The organism is Mucilaginibacter aureus, assembly GCF_053514885.1.
Window position 1 is genome coordinate 4848822 of sequence record NZ_CP170601.1, and the last position, 16075, is coordinate 4864896.

The following is a 16075-nucleotide window of genomic DNA, read 5'->3' on the forward strand; positions in this document are numbered from 1 at the left end:
AATACATTAAAACTATTTTCCTAATAGTTTATAAAATTATTTTCAAAAAGCATTAAACCTTTACATCCTTCATTGCAGCGTCATTTTAGAACCGTTAAAATGCTTATGCTCAGGCAATCTTTACCTTTGTACGGTAATAGTTTACAAAGGTTATACCTATAAACTAAAAAGCAAATGAAACACGAAAAATTAAAAGTTGAGATCTGGTCGGACGTAATGTGTCCGTTCTGTTATATAGGTAAACGCCGTTTTGAAGGCGCTTTGCAACAGTTTGAAAATGCGGATAATGTTGAGGTGATCTGGAAAAGTTTTCAGCTCGACCCTGCTATGAAAAGTGAACCGGGTAAAAATATTCACGAATACCTTGCCGAACGGAAAGGATTTTCACTTGAGCGCTCGATACAGCTGCACGAGCAAATGACAGCGAACGCCGCCGAGCTTGGCCTGGATTATAATTTTGATAAGGCAGTAATTGCCAACTCGTTTGATGCACACCGTTTTTCGCATCTGGCAAAAGCACATGGCGTACAGGATGCTGCTGAAGAAGCTTTGTTTAAAGCTTATTTTACTGATGGGAAGGATATCTCAGATCACGACACACTGGCAACATTAGGTGCCGCCATCGGACTCGACCCAGCCCTGGTAAAACAAACTTTAGCAGGCAACCAATATGCAGATGAGGTAAACCAGGATATTTACGAAGCGCAGCAGATAGGTGCCCGCGGCGTACCGTTCTTTGTGCTGGGCGATAAATACGCCGTATCAGGCGCGCAACCAACCGAAACCTTTTTGGGTGCGCTGAACCAAACCTGGAACGAGGTAATGCCTGCCGAAAGCATTGATGGCCCGGTTTGCGGCCCTGACGGAGACTGTTGATAAGATGGAAGATGTATAAGGTACGATGGAAGATGTGTTTTTACAAGTTGAAGTTTACATCTTCCATTTTACATCCGTCATCTTCCATGAATCTAAATTCCCTGTGCTATTACAAACCCGCAGGCCCATGCCCATTGAAAATTGTAGCCTCCGAGCCAGCCGGTAACGTCAACACATTCGCCTCCGAAAAACAGGCCGGGTATTTTTTTGGATTCCAATGTTTTAGACGAAAGCTCATCGGTTGATACACCGCCGCGCATTACCTCGGCTTTGTCGTAACCTTTATCGCCGGCAGGTTTTACCCTGAAATGGTGAATCAGGCTATCTATAGCTTCCATATCCTGCCGGGTAAGTGATGCCAGGTTCTTTTCGATGGGTAAAAATTTAGCCAGGGCATCGGCAAACTTGCGGGTATATAAATTGGCCAGCAATCCGGCCAACGGTCGTTTACCATTGGTTTGGCGCTCGTTTTCAATAATCTCTAAGATGCTATCATGCGGAAGCATATCCAGCTCGATCCATTCGCCGGGCCGCCAGTACGATGATATTTGCAATATGGCCGGGCCGCTTAACCCCCAATGCGTAAACAGGATATTCTCCTCAAAACTGATCTCCTCGTTTGATACCCGGCAGAAGATGCTGTTGCCCGAGAGCGCTTCGTACCATTCCTGGTCCTTGCCGGTAATGGTAAGCGGCACTAAAGCAGGCGCGGTTTCGGTTATCTTTAAGCCAAAATTGCGGGCAGTGCGCAGGCCAAAATCAGTAGCACCCATTTTAGCAATAGGCAGGCCGCCCGCGGCTATCACTACCTTAGGCGTAAAAAGCTGTTCTTCCCTGCCGTTGCGCTCAAACTTTACGACAAAGCCGCCATCGGTTTGTTCAACGGCTTTTACGTCGGTATCGCACCATATCTGTTGCTCCATATCGCGGCAAAGCGAGGTAAATACGTTTACAATATCTTTGGCTTTATCCGTTACCGGGAAGAGTTGCCCCAGCGTTTTTTCTTTACCCTCGATACCATAAGTTTCGAAAAAGATGATGGTATCCTCAACGCTCCACTGCGAAAACGCCGATTTGCAAAAATGCGGGTTTTGCGATATAAACTGCTGATCGGTAGCGTACATGTTGGTATAGTTGCACCTGCCGCCGCCGCTGATCAGTATCTTTGCACCAGGCTGTTCGTTCTTTTCCAGGACGAGGGTGCGCTTGCCTAAAAAGCCCGCCTGCACGGCACACATTAGTCCGCAGGCGCCGCCACCTATAATAATAGCGTCAAATTGGGTTTGTTTTATTATTTTTGTTGTCATGGACGAAGTGGGGCAAATATCAGAATTTGGAAAGATATTGATCTTTTTAATTGCCGGTTTTATAATGGTGGGGCTAACTTTTTTTTTATCGAGCCTGATCGCACCAAATAAGCCCAATCCCGAGAAGCTCATGTCGTACGAGTGCGGCGAAGAACCCGAAGGTAACTCGTGGATGCCGTTTAACCCCAAGTTTTATGTTATTGCACTGATATTTTTGGTGTTTGATGTGGAAATGGTTTTTATTTTTCCCTGGGCAACAGTATTCGGTAACCATCAATTGATCAAAATTGAGCCGCTTTGGGGCTGGTTTAGCCTTGCGGAGATGTTTATTTTTATAGGGATACTGATATTAGGATTGGTTTACGTTTGGGTAAAAGGCGACCTGGACTGGATAAAAGCCAAACCCATTGTACCCACTACCGACATTAAAATACCGCAATCGTTATATGATAAAGTAAACCAGCAGCAAAGCGCTTACCAAGTGAAAACTTTTAGCCTCGAAACTGCCGAAGCGACTGTTGCTACTGCCGGTGCTACTGCGGCTCCTTCAGCACCCGCGGCTGCTCCTGCCATGAGATTCAAACCCGCATTTAAAAAGCCAACCAATGAGTAACGAAACCATGAGCCAGGGTGGCGACGTTATAGTTACCAAACTCGATGACCTGTTAAACTGGGCGCGAATGTCGTCTTTATGGCCGTTAAGCTTTGGCATTGCCTGCTGTGCGATAGAAATGATGGGATCGATGGCTTCAACTTACGACCTGGACCGGTTAGGTGTTTTCCCGCGGCCATCGGCGCGCCAGGCCGACGTGATCATTATTGCCGGTACCGTTACCTTTAAAATGGCCGAGCGCATTAAACGCCTGTACGAGCAAATGCCCGAACCTAAGTATGTCATCTCCATGGGCTCGTGCTCTAACTGCGGCGGCCCCTACTGGCAGCATGGCTATCATGTGGTTAAGGGCGTAGACCGTGTTATCCCTGTGGATGTATATGTACAAGGCTGCCCACCACGACCGGAAGCGCTAATTGGCGGGATTATTGAGTTGCAAAAAAAGATAGCGGGGGAAAGTATTTGATCAAGAGTAAAGTATTATTATTTTTATAATATTACTCACATATAGTTTCAAATATGGCATCTTGTTATCATTGCGGCAAAAGTGGTGCTACTTATAGACGAAGCGTCATAACAGGGCATTCAAAAGGTAGCTGGGTAAGCAAAAAATCTTACGGCTCAAGTTCGAGGACTTATTATGGTTTAAGATCTTTATGTGAAGATTGCGCTATCAGTATTGATAAAACAAACGCCATATTTTCAACTTTAATTTTGTTTGCGATAGCCTGTTGTCTATTATATTACCTGATTGTTAGATAGTGAAAAATCATTATGATATTTTAGGTATTTCCAGAAAAGCTACGCAGGATGAAATTAAAACTGCGTATAGGAAACTTTCTGTAAAATTCCACCCAGATAAAAATGATGGAGAAGCTTTTTTTACAGAAATGTTTAAACAGATCAATGAAGCGTATTCTGTTTTGTACGATACTTCTAAAAGAAAAATATACGATAACCAATTATATCAATTTGAAAACCCTACTTCAAAAAACGCATATCAGGAAGTAAGAAGAGAACAGCCTCCACCTCCCGTCACTAAAACATACAGTAATACAGGATATAATTCGTCTGCAATTAATTCCAAGTGGGATGAAGTAAAAAAATGGCAAAAAGCAAAGCACATCTTATTGTTAATAAATTGCTTGTTGGTTCTCTTTATATTCATACTACCAAAAAATTCTACAAGTACTCCTACTCCTGAGGTTAGTCCAACTGATACTATTCAGAATAAATCAACTTCTCTTCGAAAGCACAGAAAACATAAAATTACATTGCGTCATATTCAACAAACAAATTCAGGCACTGTGAATTATCGGGATTCAGTACAGAATCAAACTCAACCCGATAAAGTAACAAGCGATAGTATTGCTCCAATTATTCAAGAAAAAAAAGCCCTGCCAGACACAATCAAAACTGAAATCAAAAAAAAGAAAAAGGGATTTTTCAGAAGGTTATTTGGCAAAAAAGATACCAGTTAAATATAAATTAAAATCGAAACAGTATTTCATAAAAAAGCCCAACCTTCTATATAAAAGGATTGGGCTTTTTAATGCGTGATTTTATTTACTTCCCGATTATCAGCACATTATCAATGCCGTGTAATACGCCTTGCGGGTCCATCATATCAAACTTTATAAAGGCCGCCTTATTGCCTTTTACATCGGTAACTATCAAAGCCTTATCACCGCCAAGTGATAATTTCAGCGGCTGGCCGAGCAGGTTTGTAAGGGTAGCTTTACCCTTGCCCAGGCTTAGTTTTTTTATGATATCGGCTTTGGTTAATTTGCCTTTAATAATATGTGCCTTTAAAACCATGGCCAGTTTTACGGGGTCTTTTTGCAGGCTATCCAGTTTGCCTGGGTCCATGTTGCGAAACAGTACGTTTGGTGGTGCCAATACGGTGATAGCGCCTGCAGCCTTCAGATCGGCATCAATACCAGCCGAACGTATCAGCGCAGCAATTTTGTAATAGTCGGATTCATCGCCAACGCTGGTTAAAATAGTTGGCGTTTGCGCTAAAGCCGGATGGGTTAAACCAATTGAAGCTGTTGCAATAAACAGCATAATTAATAGTCTTTTCATTTTTGTTTTTAGAGATTGATGTAACGTTATTTAGTACGACAGGTATCGTTAACGCTAAAATATACAGAAGTATTGCCCGATTAAATATGTAATACGAATATTACCTGCTAAGCATCTTTTTATGCTCTTCAATTACATATTTCATAATAGCCTGCAGAATATAGGCGTTCCAGTCGTGCAAAAAGTTGAAGCTTTTGTTTAGCCTTACATTTTGCTTGTGATGCACTACAAAATAACTCCGGTAATTGCTCAGTGCTATTTGCCGCCAGGGTAATATGCCGTTGTTGCCCCAACTGATACCATCTTCGTGAAAGGTTACACCCAGTATTTCAAAAGATTGCCGCATGTGCAATAGTTCCAGGTACAGGTCAAGCTGGCTCGAAAAATAAAAGGTATACAGGTGGTTAATGGTATCTGTCCAGGCTTCTTCATAGGTTTGCAGCCGCATGCCGTAATAGCTGCTGAGTTTTATCCTGGTGCTGCTGTCGTCGGGATGCAGCAGGTCGATTATAAAATGCTTCCCCGAAAGAAAACTAAACCAGCGCATTCGTTTCTCTCCCAGCCTGATGGCCGAAAGGTTTTCGGCAGGGATAAACAACGATGAGTCAAAGCTAAAAGGCTTTTCGATGGTCAACCCTTCGGTTTCAAAAATAAGGCGCTTGCTTATTTTATTGCTAAACAAGCCCGGTACTTCCAAAATCTGATTTTGTTCCATCGCTTTTAAAGATATAAAAAATCTCTTAAGTCTCAAATACAGCGTCTTAAGCAAAAAATATTTTCACTTTAAGTTAACCTGTCCCGATAAGGATTTTTTAAACTATTGACCTTGTGCCAGGGTATAACCTATTTTACCGCCAAATTTCATCAAAAACTCAACAGAGCAAACTTTGGCATCCTGCGAAAAATCGGCAGCAATGTGCAGCAACTCCTTCTGAGTAACCGTTTTACCTTCTTTCTTTTCAAAACGCACACGGTATTCATTAACCAGTTCGGTATAGATCGATCCGGTAGGCCAAACCTGCGTACCCCGGTTTGATATCATTACCAGTTCAAAGTTATCGTTGTAAGTTAATTGCCTTTTTGCCATCGCAGCCAGCTCGTTTGGCTGCATATCGCCTGCTTCAACAAAAATATCCACACCAACCATTTCTTCTACAATGCCTTCGGTAACAGTCAGCTTGTTTTTAGACAGGTGCGCTACATGGCTTTTCATCTCAATATCTCCGGTAGCTTCAACAGCGCCCTTTGCGGGGATCTTACCCAAATTGGCAATTATCGCATCAGCAAATTGCATGGTGTTTGAGGCCGGCGTACTTCTGTCGCCAAAATCGCCGGTGTGTACACCTTGTTCCAGGGTATACAGCAAGGCATTTTCAATTTGTGCAGCTTGCGATGAGAAACCAAGGAAGCGCAACATACCTATACCCGACAACAATAAAGCTGTTGGATTAGCAATGCCTTTACCTGCAATATCAGGTGCGGTGCCGTGCACAGCTTCGAATATGGAGATATTATCGCCTATGTTTGCCGATGGTGCAAAGCCCAAACCGCCAACCAAACCTGCGCACAGGTCGGATACGATATCGCCCTGCAAATTGGTCAGTACAATAGCTTCGAACATTTCAGGTTTCGAAACCAGTTTCATACACAGGTCATCAACAATAATATCCGACGATTCGATATCCGGATATTCCTTTGCTATTTCCTGGAAAACTTCAAGGAACATCCCGTCAGTCAGTTTCATGATATTGGCCTTGTGCGCGCAGGCCAGTTTTTTTAAACCTTTACGGCGGGCCATTTCAAAAGCGTAACGAATTACCTGCGCCGAGCCCGGGCGGGTAATAATCCGGCGGCCAACGGCCACATCATAAGTGAGCAGGTGTTCAATGCCCCCATAAGTATCTTCAATGTTTTCGCGGATGATGGTAATATTTATCGGGATACCGGCTTTTGAAAATACAGTGTTAACACCGTTCAAACTGCGAAAGTCGCGCTGATTGGCATAAGTGTTCCAAACTTTACGGGCGGTAACATTGATGCTTTTTACACCTTTACCCTTCGGGGTTTCCATTGGCCCTTTAAACAGGATACCGTATTTTTCGATAGCTTCTTTAGCCGCGGTGGTCATCCCGGTTGAATGGCCGGCATCAAAAATCGATTTCCCCATTTCAACAAATTCGTATTCCAGTTGTACATCGTTGGCATCAAAAATCTTCAATACGGCGTCCATTATTTCCGGGCCAATACCATCGCCCTGGGCTACTGCTATCTTTGTCTTCATGTAAGGTGTGTGTGTTTGTAAAACGCTGCAAATATACGGCTTAAATAGCGTTATACGAACCTCAATGCCAAATTGATTTAGGCTTTTTAAAACTTTTACGCTAAACTTGCACTATAAAATGAAAGCATTTTACGGAGACCTCAAATTAGGCATATTAGGCGGCGGTCAGCTTGGCCGGATGCTGATACAACAAGCCATCAATTATAATGTTAATATCAAGGTGCTCGACCCCGACCGTGAGGCACCCTGCCGCAAATTGTGCGACGAGTTTGTAATAGGCTCGCTAAGCGATTACGAAACCGTATACAATTTTGGCAAACGTGTTGACCTGCTTACCATCGAAATTGAAAAGGTAAATGTTGACGCGCTCGACCAGTTGGAGCGCGAAGGTGTTTTGGTTTATCCGCAGCCGCGCGTTATCCGGTTGATACAGGATAAGGGCCTTCAAAAGCAATTCTTTAAAGAAAACGACATCCCGACAGCACCCTTTCAATTGATCACATCGCTGCAGCAATTAAAAGAAAGCGGATTTTCATATCCGTATATCCAAAAGCTGCGCCGCGATGGTTACGATGGCCGCGGGGTTTATAAGGTTACCGACGAAAAGAGCTTGGATAAAGCCTTTACCGAACCGAGCCTGATCGAAGAACTGATCGATTTTGAAAAAGAAATATCAGTAATTGTGGCCCGTAATGATAAAGGCGACATCAGTACCTTTCCTTTGGTAGAAATGGAGTTTAACCCGCAGGTTAACCTGGTGGAGTTTTTAATATCGCCTTCCACCCTTCCGTCCGAAATACAGGCAGAAGCCGAAACGATCGCCAAAAAGGTAGCCGAAAGCTTAAAGATAGTTGGCTTGCTGGCTGTTGAGATGTTTTTGACCAAAGACGGTAAGATTTTGGTGAACGAGGTTGCGCCCCGTCCGCATAACAGTGGCCACCAAACCATCGAAGGTAACGTGGTATCGCAATTTGAGCAGCACTTACGTGCGATATTCGATCAGCCTTTGGGCAATACCGCCAACCTTAATCATGCCGTGATGATCAACCTTTTAGGCGAACCCGGCTTTGAGGGCCCTGCCCAATATCAGGGATTAGAGCAGGCATTAAAATGCAGCGGGGTTTATGTACATTTATATGGCAAGACCCTAACCAAACCATTTAGAAAAATGGGACACGTAACTATTGTTGACGCAGATAGGGAAAAAGCCATTGAAAAGGCAAGATTTGTGCAGAACACATTGAAAGTGATATCATAAAGAAATTGTCATTGCGAGAGATCGCGCGTTGAAAACAGCGATCTCGTGGCAATGACATACTATACAGAGAGACTATGCAAGTCCGCTTTTCTCCGTGCGATTGCTTCGTCCCTCGCAATGACATGAAGAAGAAATCAATAACTTAATAACCAATAACACAATGACCAATATAAAAGTAGCAATCATCATGGGCAGCAAATCGGATCTTCCGGTTATGCAGGATGCCGCCGATATATTAAAAGAATTAGGTGTTGGGTATGAGATCACCGTAGTATCTGCCCACCGCACACCCGACCGTATGTTTACCTATGCCCGCGAAGCAGCAGGTCGTGGTTTAAAAGTGATCATTGCCGGAGCAGGCGGCGCTGCGCATTTGCCGGGGATGGTAGCTTCATTAACACACTTACCGGTTATTGGCGTGCCTGTAAAATCAAGCAATTCTATTGATGGGTGGGATTCTATCCTGTCTATCCTGCAAATGCCAAATGGCATACCTGTGGCAACTGTAGCGCTTAATGCTGCTAAGAATGCAGGCATCCTGGCGGCACAGATCATTTCGACAGCTGACGAAGCGATTGTTAAAAACCTGATCGACTACAAAAATTCGCTCAAGGAAGCGGTTGAAAAATCGGCGAAGGAGATGGAAAAATAAATTCCCTTACTCATCCTGAAACAAGTTCAGGATGACTTATCCGGCTTTTCCCTGCCTCAACAAATGCATTTTCCGTTCCTCGAACGTGGCTTCTCCTATCGGCAATATCACATCAGCAAAAAGCTGGTTAAACTCCGGCGAATGATTTACCGGCCGCTGTATTTTAAGGTCTACGTGGATAAAATTAGTCCACAATATAGCTTTCAACGTACTCCCGGCTTCGTCCCACATCCGCATTTCAACCATCAGGCTTTTAGCACTGTGTGCTATTAATTGCGAGTCGATCAGCACCCTTTCCATGGTCAGCGCCGGCTTTAAATAACAGATCTGGTTTGATGCCACAACCCAGCTTAATCCCTGTTTACGGGCAATCTCAAATATATCGAGTCCATAGTTTTCCAATAACTGATCTTCTCGCGCGTTGATAAAGTAATCAATATACTTTGCGTTATTTAAATGATTGAACGGATCGCAATCCTGAAACCGCACTTTTCTAACAGATGTCAATATTTTTTTCATATAATTTCGGTTAACATACCAATCGGTATGTTGAAGGTTAAAAAATTTTATACTTTTAATTTATCGTTTATTAATTCGTCTATCATATCCATCATGCTATCAATGTACTTTCTGTCCTGATGTGTTAATGCCAGAAAAATGCTTCCCTCTACCATCGCATAAATATTCTTTCCGTATGTTGTGGCATTAGTTTCCTGTTTAAGTTCGGCCATGTCTATCCCGGTTTGGATCATTACGATCAGATCATTTTCTAACCGTTTCGATACTTTTTTTACCATATCAAACAGTATAGGGTTAATGTGATTGGCATCGGCGCTTACATTCAATATCGGGCACCCCCCGCTTTCAACTATCATATCATAATAACCGCGATAGTAAGTGGTTAAAACCTTTAACTTATCAATGGCTCCGTTTGCTGCGCCAAGCTGGTCGGCAAGTGGAGCTATTACCTGCTTTACATTAAACTTAAAGGCTTTAATAGCTAACTCTTCTTTGTTTTTAAAATTAAAATAGATAGCACCCTTCGTTAAACCCGTAGCCTCCGTTAAATCCGACAAGCTGGTGCCCACATACCCCTGCTTATTGAATATCGGGGCAACCCTCTGTAAAATAAAATCGCTTGTATTTAATGTATTTGCTTCCAATGTCTTTAACTATCATACAAATATAACACAAATACCAATCGGTATGTAGCTTATTTAAAAAAAAAGCGGACAGGTAACTACTCCTGTCCGCCCCAACTAACACTTAAAAAAAAGCTCTTTATTGTTTACCTGCTAAAACGTAGCGCAGGGTTATACCAAAGGTGCGTTGATCGCCAAGCACGCCTGCGTATTGGCCCGCGTTACCGCCGGCGACTAACAATTGCTCGTAGTAATCCTGGTTAAATAAGTTACGGCTCCAAACATAGGCCGAAAAACCACGATTGGCTCTAAAACCTAACCTTGCGTTAACCAAAGTGTAACCGGCAATATTTAAATAGGCCGACGGGGTTGCGCTTGAAGAAAAACGCGAACGGAAATAATCATCTACACCGATAAAGAATTTTGAATCTTGATTAAAAAATTTCGCATCGGTAGAAAACTCGGTGCCTGCTGATGTTGACCATTTTGAAACTCCCGGAAGTTGTGAACCGGAAATATCTTTCAAAAACACGGCACTCCCACCTACAGTTAAACCGGTTTCTTCGAGCGGCAGCGGAGCATTCGTAAATTTAACATATTTAGCGTCGGTATAAGCGCCCGAAAGGAAAAATGAGAAATATTTACCTGCCTGGTAATTGGCATCAAACTCAACGCCCTTAACGTTCACCTTTTCGGCAGTAGCCAAATAGCCCCGGTTTACAGAAGGATCAGGCGAATTAACATTAGTTTGGTAATCTTTAATATCCGAATTATGGAGCGTAATATTTAAAGTCAGGTTCTCTGCCAAATTTGTTTTAGCACCAATTTCAATGTGCTGGGTTTTTTCTGGTGCAATTACGGCCAGATCAAGCGCCGGGGCATTATTGATGGTTGGTAAGCCCGCTACGTTAACACCCGATGGTTTGTAGCTGGTTGAGTAAGTACCAAACAGGTTGATCTTTTTATTCGGCCTATACGATGCTGTAACCTGGTAGGTAAAGTTTTTCTCGTCAAAATTAGTCGTGTAAAACTGGCTGCTGTATAATGCTGTTCTAAATCCCAACAATACCGGGTCTGCTATGGTAATACCGCCATCGGCTACCCTATTATAGTAAACATCTTTCTTATCGTAGTTTAAACGAACGCCCGGTATAATATGGAACGCAGTGCCCAATGTCCAGTCAACGTTGGCAAATACGGCTGCCGATTGTGTTTTGATGGATGAATTGGTTGTTATACCATAACCTTCAAACAAGCCGGGGGTTTGCCACAATGCTGTATTGGTGGTACTTTGTGCGAAACGCCATTGTGCTGCACCGGCTTCCTCCCTGCCATTAACTGTTATTTGTTGATTAAGGTAATACAAACCTACCACGCCGCTTAATTTGTCAGTCAAATTACCCGCATAACGAACCTCTTCGGATACCTGATGGTGCTTTGAATTATTTTGTGACTTAGTTAACACTGGCAAGCCTGTAAAGTCGCGGTCGCTGTTAGGTTTCCAATCCCAGTAGCGCCATGCGGTGGTGGTGGTCAATGTTCCTGCGCCAATCTTAAAGTCACCGTTCAAGGTTATGCCTCCCAATTGATTACCTGATCTCCATGGAGCGTCCGAATCAATAACACGGTCGAAAGCATTGGTTGATGGCAACGTATAATGTAAATCGGCTATAATATTGTTAAACTGACGGTAACTTGCGCGCAGCGTAGGTGCTACACCTGCAAATACCTGCGCATAACCGTTAGGGTTTTGATTTGATATATCACCTGTTAAGGTAATGGTAGCTTTGTCCGAAGGTTGGAAAAGTATCTGGGCACGGCCGCCAATATTGTTAATATTGTTAACCGGTACTTGAGTTTTGGTATTTTGGATCAGACCATCGCGCTGCGTTCCTGAAAAAGACAGGCGAACCGCAAACTCTTTACTTAGCGGGCCGGTAACCGAAGCTTTTGTTTGGATATAACCATAATTACCAAAGCTGCTTTCAAATGCAACACCCGGTGTAAAGCTGGCTTTGCGGGTGGTAATGTTAATAGCACCGGCTGAAGTATTTTTACCAAATAAGGTACCTTGCGGGCCACGTAATACCTCAATATTATCAACATCGATAAAATCAAGCGTTGCAGCAGCCGGGCGGGCATAGTACACACCATCTACATAAAAACCTACACCCGGATCCAAACCATCATTGGTTAAACCAAATGGTGAACCGATACCACGGATATTGATACCTGTGTTGCGCGGATTTGAAGTATAAAGCTGTACAGATGGTATCAGCTCTTTTACACGATTAACGTTAAACGCGCCGGTTTGATCAACCTGCGCACCGCCTATTACCGAAATAGCGATTGGTACATCCTGTGCTATCTCTTTGCGTCTTCTTGATACCACAACAATTTCCTGTAGCTGATCATCGTCTACCAGTACAAATTCTGAAGGCGCACTTTGAAGGTTTAAAACCTGGAAATCCTGGGGTTTAAAACCAACAGAACTGATCCGGATATAAAATGGTGGCTGTACAGTAACTTTAAGTGAAAACTTACCGTCTTTATCGGCACTTGTGCCTTTGCCTGTACCTCTTATTATTACCGATGCATTAGGTACCGGCTGGCCCTTGCTATCTTTAACTGTGCCCGTTATAACGTTCTGGGCAAAAGTATATCCTACCGAAAGTATTACCGAGAGGAATATGAGTAAACTCTTTTTCATTATTTTAAGATTGATGGTTGATACGTATTACTAATTAGGCTTTATTGCACAAAGCCAGGCCTGGGGCACTTTTTAAATGCCTTTAGTAAATAATTACAAAATTTGTTTGTTATAAACTGATCTGTCGATCAGTGGCCCGCGATACCGGGTTTCAATTTTTCTTGTGTTAGCGGCAGCAACAACACATGATATAGATTTGCATAGTTGACGTAAGTGAGGTTTTTAATATTATTTATATAAAGTCTATAGAATTAATAGACAAATATACGGCAGCTATTGTTATCTCCAAATTTTATTTAAAAAAAGTCTACTGATTTTATAGTTTACTTATATAAGTAACTAACAATGAGCATTATAATGCAATATTTTTTTACTTGCACTGCCGCCTACCTAAGGGCCTTAGCCTGCTTTCGCTAAACTTGCATGTTCCAGCAATTTCAAAAGCACTTTTTCAGCGGTATTTAGTTCAATGGCTTTTTCGTTATCATCTTCATCCAAATCACTGATATATTTCAATATGATGCCATCCTCATAGCTCTTTATTACGGCGGGGTGCACATAATATTTCTTACAAACCGTACGGGTATTGCCCAGGTTACCGGCAACTTCGTCTAATACATTTACAATGTTCTTTTTGCACTCGGTAGGCGTTTCAAAACCACCAACAGTTTTAAAGGCGTATAAAGCGCTCACGCTGCCCGCCCAGGTGCGGAAATCTTTCGCGGTAAAATCCTGACCGGTTATTTCTTTGAGGTAATGGTTCACATCGCCTGAGCCTATGGTGCATCGGTGTCCATCAGCATCATAATATTGAAAAAGCTCCTTACCGGGGATATCGCGGCATTGCTTTACCAGTTTAGCCAGCCGTTTGCTTTGCAGCGATATTTTTTGGTACACTCCCTTCTTCCCTTTAAACTCAAAACTCATGCTCGATCCATCGATCTTAACATGCCGATTTTGTAAGGTGGTGAGTCCGAATGAGCCATAAAGCTTTTTATAGGCATCATTCCCTACCCTGATGCTGGTCAATTCCATCACCTTAACTACCAGCGCCAAAACCTTTTCGTATCCCATATTATGGCGCAGCAAGTCTTTAGCAACCTGCGCCCGTATAGCAGGCAAATAACTTGCAAAAAGCTGCATATGGTGAAACTTGGATTGATTACGGATCTGGTTCCAGTCGGGATGATACCGGTATTGCTTGCGCCCGGCAGCATCTTTACCGGTAAATTGCAAGTGTCCGTTTTCGTATGGAGATATCCATACGTCGATATATGCCGGCGGGATGACCAGCCTGTTAAAACGTTGAACCAATTCTTTGTCCTTTATTATTTTACCATCGGCATCATAAAAATTAAAGCCCTTTTTGGCTGGCTTGCGGGTATAACCCGGTGCCGAATCGCTTACATAGCGCAAGCCCACGGCCCTCGCCGTTATCTTAGGGTCGCGGCCTATCTTCTCTAACTTTTTTTGCAGTCGGTTCATTGTGATGATAATAACATGTTACATTAATTTAAGTTTGAGTTAATTTTCGATCTACACCAAAAAGCTAAAATTAATTTGTAATTACTAATATTTTTAGCAATTTTGAGATGTGAATCAAAACTCCATAGAAGTACGTACCGAAGCGCGGGTGTTGTTTGTTGATATGAACAGCTTTTTTGCACGCTGTGAGCAGCAGGTAAATTATTGGCTGCGCGGCAGGCCCTGCGGCGTTTGCGTGTATACCGGCAAATATGGGTGTGTGATCTCGTTATCTACCGAGGCTAAGGAACGCGGACTTAAGGCTGGCTGGCGGTTAAATGATGTAATGGCTGCCTGTCCGGATTTTATCCCGATAGAAAGCAACCCGACGCGCTACCGCGAATATCACGTCAGGATCATTAACGTGTTGAAGGAATATTGCGAGGATGTAGTACCCAAAAGTATCGACGAGGCTATTATTAACCTCAATAATTATAAGCTTATCCATCCCGACCCGATGCTTGTAGCTAAAAAAATAAAACGCGACATCCTGACCAAGGTGGGCGATTTTTTAGAATGCTCTGTGGGTGTGGCTCCAAATGCCTTTTTAGCCAAGTTGGGTTCGGTAATGGGTAAAAAGCGTGGCGGTTTGTTCCTCATCGATCAGCATAATATTGATGATGTTTTGAAAACCCTGCGCCTGGGCGACCTGCCCGGCATTGGTGCCAATATGTGTTACCGCCTGGAGCGCGGCGGTGTAAAAACACCCTATGACATGCGCCATACCCCACCCGACCGTTTAAAAGCCATTTTTAAAAGTATTGAAGGCATTTACTGGCACTATCGCCTCAACTTTATCGAAACCAATATTGCCTCGCACGATTACCGGGGTATGCAAGCCATGCGGCAGATCTCTGCTGAAAAGCGCGCCACACCAGGCTATATCGACCAGTTGTTTATGACGCTTTGCCTAACGCTCGAAAAACGAATGGTACGACATAAATTTTACTGCAAAGCCATAGGTTTTACCGCCAGTTATACCGATGGAACACGCTTTGACGATGCCTTTAAGGTAAACACGGCCGTACAGGATGCAATTAGTTTGATGCGGATGATCCGTAAACGCATAGCGCGTTTTGAAGAGATAACCAAAACCGGCCCGGTTATGAACACCGAAATAAGCAGCATGCGCGTGGGCGTGACCAATTTTGTGGATAACAGCAACGTGTTGTATAGCTTATTCGAAGATATCAGCCGCGAGGATACCGCCCGTAAAACCATGCACCAGATCAAAGATAAATTTGGACAAGATAAACTGGTGCGCGCCGTTGAAATGACGGATGGTAAAGTAATTAAAGATGTGATTGGTTTTGGCTCGGTGAAGGATCTGACGGATTTGGATTATGCGGCAAGGCCGAGGTATTGAAAAATATTTTAGTAAATTTGAATATGAAAACCGTTCAATTGAATAACGCTGTTTGGAAAGAAGGTGAGCATTTTGTTGCGCAATGCTTAAATGTTGATGTATCAAGTTTCGGGAATTCAAAAGATGATGCTTTAGCTAATTTGCAGGAAGCACTGGAATTATATTTTGAAGATAACGAACATCCTGAAGTAACAATGATCGAAAAAACAGAGATTGTTGGCAGTACATTAAAGTATGCCTAACTTTATTCGTCTGCCCATA

The 16075-nt window shown here is 43.0% G+C and carries 16 protein-coding genes; 8 read left to right on the forward strand and 8 right to left on the reverse strand.

Features of this window, described 5'->3' with window-relative positions; translation table 11 throughout:
* Window positions 1-174: 174 nt before the first annotated feature.
* Complete coding sequence (locus tag ACFGVR_RS20725) at window positions 175-876, forward strand: DsbA family oxidoreductase (RefSeq protein ID WP_448699431.1); 702 nt, start codon at window positions 175-177, stop codon at window positions 874-876.
* Between the two features lie 92 nt (window positions 877-968).
* Here ACFGVR_RS20725 and ACFGVR_RS20730 read toward each other — a convergent pair whose 3' ends face one another.
* Window positions 969-2183 (reverse strand): NAD(P)/FAD-dependent oxidoreductase, encoded by a 1215-nt coding sequence (locus tag ACFGVR_RS20730; protein WP_448699432.1) that lies wholly within the window; start codon window positions 2181-2183, stop codon window positions 969-971.
* Here ACFGVR_RS20730 and ACFGVR_RS20735 point away from each other — a divergent pair.
* The 3 genes from ACFGVR_RS20735 to ACFGVR_RS20745 all read left to right on the forward strand — a co-directional run bounded on the left by ACFGVR_RS20735 (window position 2182) and on the right by ACFGVR_RS20745 (window position 4277).
* On the forward strand, window positions 2182-2796 hold the full coding sequence (locus ACFGVR_RS20735) for an NADH-quinone oxidoreductase subunit A (RefSeq protein WP_448699433.1): 615 nt from the start codon (window positions 2182-2184) through the stop codon (window positions 2794-2796). The two genes, ACFGVR_RS20730 and ACFGVR_RS20735, sit on opposite strands and share 2 nt — an antisense overlap.
* Entirely contained in the window at window positions 2789-3262 is a 474-nt protein-coding gene (locus ACFGVR_RS20740) for an NADH-quinone oxidoreductase subunit B (protein WP_448699434.1), read from the forward strand. The genes ACFGVR_RS20735 and ACFGVR_RS20740 overlap by 8 nt, the downstream gene beginning before the upstream one ends.
* A gap of 295 nt (window positions 3263-3557) precedes the next feature.
* Window positions 3558-4277, forward strand: coding sequence for a J domain-containing protein (locus ACFGVR_RS20745; RefSeq protein ID WP_448699436.1), 720 nt, complete (start codon window positions 3558-3560; stop codon window positions 4275-4277).
* A gap of 85 nt (window positions 4278-4362) precedes the next feature.
* Here the strand turns inward: ACFGVR_RS20745 and ACFGVR_RS20750 are convergent, their stop codons facing one another.
* The 3 genes from ACFGVR_RS20750 to ACFGVR_RS20760 all read right to left on the reverse strand — a co-directional run bounded on the left by ACFGVR_RS20750 (window position 4363) and on the right by ACFGVR_RS20760 (window position 7162).
* Window positions 4363-4881 carry a fasciclin domain-containing protein gene (locus ACFGVR_RS20750; protein WP_448699437.1) on the reverse strand — a complete coding sequence of 173 codons (519 nt, stop codon included), beginning with the start codon at window positions 4879-4881 and terminating at the stop codon, window positions 4363-4365.
* A gap of 100 nt (window positions 4882-4981) precedes the next feature.
* On the reverse strand, window positions 4982-5596 hold the full coding sequence (locus tag ACFGVR_RS20755) for a hypothetical protein (RefSeq protein ID WP_448699438.1): 615 nt from the start codon (window positions 5594-5596) through the stop codon (window positions 4982-4984).
* Window positions 5597-5698: 102 nt separating this feature from the next.
* Window positions 5699-7162 (reverse strand): NADP-dependent isocitrate dehydrogenase, encoded by a 1464-nt coding sequence (locus ACFGVR_RS20760; protein ID WP_448699439.1) that lies wholly within the window; start codon window positions 7160-7162, stop codon window positions 5699-5701.
* A 118-nt stretch (window positions 7163-7280) separates the two neighbouring features.
* Between ACFGVR_RS20760 and ACFGVR_RS20765 the strand changes: the two genes are divergently transcribed.
* Both ACFGVR_RS20765 and purE read left to right on the forward strand, forming a co-directional pair.
* Window positions 7281-8420 (forward strand): 5-(carboxyamino)imidazole ribonucleotide synthase, encoded by a 1140-nt coding sequence (locus ACFGVR_RS20765; protein WP_448699440.1) that lies wholly within the window; start codon window positions 7281-7283, stop codon window positions 8418-8420.
* 160 nt (window positions 8421-8580) lie between these two features.
* Entirely contained in the window at window positions 8581-9072 is a 492-nt protein-coding gene (gene purE, locus ACFGVR_RS20770) for a 5-(carboxyamino)imidazole ribonucleotide mutase (protein WP_448699441.1), read from the forward strand.
* Between the two features lie 36 nt (window positions 9073-9108).
* Here purE and ACFGVR_RS20775 read toward each other — a convergent pair whose 3' ends face one another.
* From ACFGVR_RS20775 to ACFGVR_RS20790, 4 genes are all read right to left on the reverse strand, one after another.
* Window positions 9109-9591 carry an acyl-CoA thioesterase gene (locus ACFGVR_RS20775; RefSeq protein WP_448699442.1) on the reverse strand — a complete coding sequence of 161 codons (483 nt, stop codon included), beginning with the start codon at window positions 9589-9591 and terminating at the stop codon, window positions 9109-9111.
* Window positions 9592-9638: 47 nt separating this feature from the next.
* A complete protein-coding gene (locus ACFGVR_RS20780) occupies window positions 9639-10235 on the reverse strand; it encodes a TetR/AcrR family transcriptional regulator (protein ID WP_448699444.1) in 597 nt (198 codons plus the stop codon).
* 118 nt (window positions 10236-10353) lie between these two features.
* A complete protein-coding gene (locus tag ACFGVR_RS20785; protein WP_448699446.1) occupies window positions 10354-12924 on the reverse strand; it encodes a TonB-dependent receptor in 2571 nt (856 codons plus the stop codon).
* Window positions 12925-13323: 399 nt separating this feature from the next.
* Entirely contained in the window at window positions 13324-14409 is a 1086-nt protein-coding gene (locus tag ACFGVR_RS20790; RefSeq protein WP_448699448.1) for a DNA topoisomerase IB, read from the reverse strand.
* A gap of 109 nt (window positions 14410-14518) precedes the next feature.
* Between ACFGVR_RS20790 and ACFGVR_RS20795 the strand changes: the two genes are divergently transcribed.
* Window positions 14519-15814, forward strand: a complete 1296-nt coding sequence (locus tag ACFGVR_RS20795) for a DNA polymerase Y family protein (RefSeq protein ID WP_448699450.1) — start codon at window positions 14519-14521, stop codon at window positions 15812-15814.
* A 23-nt stretch (window positions 15815-15837) separates the two neighbouring features.
* A complete protein-coding gene (locus ACFGVR_RS20800) occupies window positions 15838-16056 on the forward strand; it encodes a type II toxin-antitoxin system HicB family antitoxin (RefSeq protein ID WP_448699451.1) in 219 nt (72 codons plus the stop codon).
* Window positions 16057-16075 lie beyond the last annotated feature (19 nt).